Below are 3404 nucleotides of genomic sequence, written 5' to 3'. Positions count from 1 at the left end.
ACCCTTCATCACCCCCACCCCCCTCCACGACGACCCCGACCCCAAACCGACCCCCGTCCGCGGCTTCGACGCCGTCGCCGAAGCGGTGTTGGGGGAAGGCGGCGACGAGGTCGGCGGTGTGCTCGGTGAAGCCGTCGCTCGGGTGCACGCGGCTGTGCGGGAGGGGCGGATAGACGTCGCCGGCGAACTGGCGGAGGAGGTCGTCGCGGACGGCACGCAGCGGCTCGCCCCCGACCACCCCGACCTGCTGCAGGCCCGTGAACTCTCCGCCTACATCGCCTACTTGGGCGGCGAACCGGTCCACGCCGTACGGATCTCGCTCGACCTCGCCCGCATCCACCACCACGCCGGTGACCCCGAGGCCGCGTACGGCAACATCCAGAGCGCCGCCACCGCATGGCGCGCCGTACGCGACCCCCACCAGGGCCTGGAGCTGGGCACCGACCTGCTGACCCTGTGGACGGAACTGGCCACCGGCGACGGCCCCGCCGCCGACGACCAGGCCCCACTGGAGAAGGCCCGCGCCCGCATGCTCCGCCTCGCCGAACGGGCACAGGCACAGACACAGTCGTAGACGCAGGCCACCGAACAGTGACCCGGAAGAACGGCCCCGCTAGGAGGACAGCCCCCACACGGCGTACGCCACCGCGTCCGCGTTACGGTCCAACGCCGTGTCGTTGATGTTGGCGGTCGTGTCGCACGACGAGTGGTAGCAGCGGTCGAACGCCTGCCCCGCCGTACCGCCCCATTTCGCCGCCTGCGCCGCCGTCTTGACGTAGTCCGCCCCGCTGAACAGCCCGCCGACCGGCACGCCCACGTTCTTGAACGGCGCGTGGTCGGACCGTCCGTCGCCCTCGGTCTCGATCTCCGTCGGGACGCCGAGCCCGGCGTAGTAGTCCTTGAAGGTCTTCTCGATGGCCGGGTCGTCGTCGTAGACGAAGTACCCGGGGTTGGGCGAGCCGATCATGTCGAAGTTCAGATAGCCGCTGATGCGGGCGCGGTTCGCGCTGGAGAGGTTGGTGACGTAGTAGCGGGACCCGACCAGGCCCAGCTCCTCCGCGCCCCACCAGGCGAACCGCAGGTGCTTGGTGGGCTGGTAGCCGGCCCGGGAGACGGCGAGCGCGGTCTCCAGGACGGCCGCGGAGCCGGAGCCGTTGTCGTTGATGCCGGCGCCGGCCGTCACGCTGTCCAGGTGTGAACCAGACATGACAACCTGGTTGGTGTCGCCGCCCGGCCAGTCCGCGATCAGGTTGTAGCCGGTGCGGCCGGAGGACGTGAACTGCTGGATGGTCGTGGTGTACCCGGCCGCGTCCAGCTTGGCCTTCACGTAGTCGAGCGAGGCTCTGTAGCCGGTACGGCCGTGCGCGCGGTTGCCGCCGTTGGCGGTGGCGATCGACTGGAGCTGGGTCAGATGGGCTTTGACGTTGGCGACCGGGATGTCCGGCGCCGCGGCCACCGCGGGCGGTGCCTCGGGGGCCGCACCGGCTATGGATCCGCCGGCCAGGAGGGAGACGGACGCGAAGACGGCGGTGGCCGCGGCGCGCCCGGGAATCGAGAGCTTCATGTGGGGGGCTCCGAATTCCGGGGAATCCACAGGGATTCCACAGCTAATGAGGTGCCTGGATGGTGAAGCCGGAGCTGACCCACCGTCAAGGGCGCAATCCGGTCAGGGGAGTCCGCATAGCGAACCCCGCCGCTCACACCCGTCCATGGACGGCCCCCTCACTGCACGCAGAACTCGTTCCCCTCCGGATCCCGCATCACGACCCACGTCCCCGCCGGCTCGTCCACCTCCCGCACCACACTCGCACCGAGCCCCGTCAGCCGCTCCACCTCGACCGCCCGCTGACCCCCGGCCGCGTGCAGATCGATGTGCAGCCGGTTCTTGACCGTCTTCGGCTCCGGCACCCGCTGGAACAGCAGCCGCCGCCCCAGCCCGCTGCCGCGCTCCTTGTCGTACGGGTCGTCCGGATGCCGTACGGCGATCAGGTCCCGGAAGGCCAGCCGCGCACGGAACTCGACCGTCGCCTCGCGCGGCAGCGCGCCCAACTCCAGCAGCCGCTGGATCAGCGCGTCGTTGTCCTCGACGACGTAGTGCAGCGCGGCCGCCCAGAAGTCGGCCTGGGCGTGCGGGTCGCCGGCGTCGACGACGAGTTTCCAGTGCAGGGGTGCGGGTGTCTCCGTCATGGAGCCACTTATAGCGGCGAACGAGGTCTGACGCTGTCCTACTGGAGGGCCCCTGAAGCCCCAGCGCACCCTACGGCCGCACTGCGGGCGAGTCGAGCGGTTCCGGCCCGGGAGCGGCTGCCTCCGCCTCCCGTACGGCGATGACCGTGCCCGTCGGCAGAGGTGTGCCGGCGCTCGCGAGCCCCTTCCTGGCCGCGCGGGCGGTCCGCAGGGCGTCCGCCGTGAGCAGGGTCAGCGCCAGCCAGACCAACGCGAATCCGGCCCAGCGCTCGGGCGGCATGGCCTCACCGAAGTAGAAGATGCCGAGCAGGAACTGGAAGACCGGGGCCAGGTACTGGAGCAGTCCCAGCGTGGACAGGGGCACCCGGATCGCCGCCGCGCCGAAGCAGACCAGGGGGAGCGCGGTGACGATGCCGGTCGAGGCGAGGAGGGCCGCGTGTCCCGGGCCCTCGGTGGCGAAGCTGAGGTCGCCCCGGGAGGTCAGCCACAGCAGGTAGCCGAGCGCGGGCAGGAACTGGATCGCGGTCTCGGCGGCCAGCGACTCCACGCCGCCGAGGTTCACCTTCTTCTTGACCAGGCCGTAGGTCGCGAAGGAGAAGGCGAGCGCGAGGGAGATCCACGGCGGACGGCCGTAGCCGATGGTCAGCACCAGGACGGCGGCGAACCCGACCCCGACCGCCGCCCACTGCGCCGGCCTGAGGCGTTCCTTGAGGAGCAGCACGCCCATGGCGATGGTGACCAGCGGGTTGATGAAGTACCCGAGCGAGGCCTCGACCACGTGACCGGCGTTCACGGCCCAGATGTAGACGCCCCAGTTCACGGTGATGACGGCCGCGGCGACCGTGACCAGCGCCAGCCGGCGCGGCTGCCGCAGCAGCTCACCGGCCCACGCCCAGCGTCGTACGAAGAGCAGCGAGACGGCGACGAAGACGAGGGACCAGACCATCCGGTGGGCGAGGATCTCCGCCGCCCCGGCGGGCTTGAGGAGCGGCCAGAACAGGGGGACCAGGCCCCACATGCCGTAGGCCGCGAAACCGTTCAGCAGACCTATGTGCCGCTCGCCCCTGGACTTCACGGACCCTCCTTCGCGCACTGTCCCCGACCGCACGAAGGTAACGCCGAACACCCCCGCCCGCCATGGAACTCGGTCAGCCCGATGCCGAAGCCGCCGAGGGCCAGGGCGATCAACCCGCCGGGCAGGCGCCGCCGATCGACCG

3 protein-coding genes and 1 pseudogene are annotated in these 3404 nt (G+C 71.0%); 1 reads left to right on the top strand and 3 read right to left on the bottom strand.

The genetic code is table 11. The features are described 5' to 3' along the window. Window positions 1-574: pseudogene (locus ABZ896_RS52350) on the top strand (hypothetical protein); the annotation flags it as partial. Between the two features lie 39 nt (window positions 575-613). Here ABZ896_RS52350 and ABZ896_RS52345 read toward each other — a convergent pair. The 3 genes from ABZ896_RS52345 to rarD form a co-directional block, all read right to left on the bottom strand. Continuing rightward, window positions 614-1564, bottom strand: a complete 951-nt coding sequence (locus ABZ896_RS52345; protein WP_360946495.1) for a M28 family metallopeptidase — start codon at window positions 1562-1564, stop codon at window positions 614-616. Window positions 1565-1722: 158 nt separating this feature from the next. Further along, window positions 1723-2187 (bottom strand): VOC family protein, encoded by a 465-nt coding sequence (locus tag ABZ896_RS52340; RefSeq protein ID WP_360946492.1) that lies wholly within the window; start codon window positions 2185-2187, stop codon window positions 1723-1725. Between the two features lie 70 nt (window positions 2188-2257). Continuing rightward, on the bottom strand, window positions 2258-3262 hold the full coding sequence (gene rarD / locus ABZ896_RS52335; RefSeq protein WP_360946489.1) for an EamA family transporter RarD: 1005 nt from the start codon (window positions 3260-3262) through the stop codon (window positions 2258-2260). Window positions 3263-3404: the final 142 nt, after the last annotated feature.

This window comes from Streptomyces sp. NPDC047072 (assembly GCF_040643855.1).
In the GTDB taxonomy this organism is placed as follows: domain Bacteria; phylum Actinomycetota; class Actinomycetes; order Streptomycetales; family Streptomycetaceae; genus Streptomyces.
This window is presented reverse-complemented; position numbering and strand designations above follow the sequence as displayed.

Bases quoted from the DNA above. Each gene is read 5' to 3' on its own strand.
- ABZ896_RS52340 (WP_360946492.1), bottom strand. From the start codon at position 2,187: ATGACGGAGACACCCGCACCCCTGCACTGGAAACTCGTCGTCGACGCC.
- ABZ896_RS52345 (WP_360946495.1), bottom strand. From the start codon at position 1,564: ATGAAGCTCTCGATTCCCGGGCGCGCCGCGGCCACCGCCGTCTTCGCG.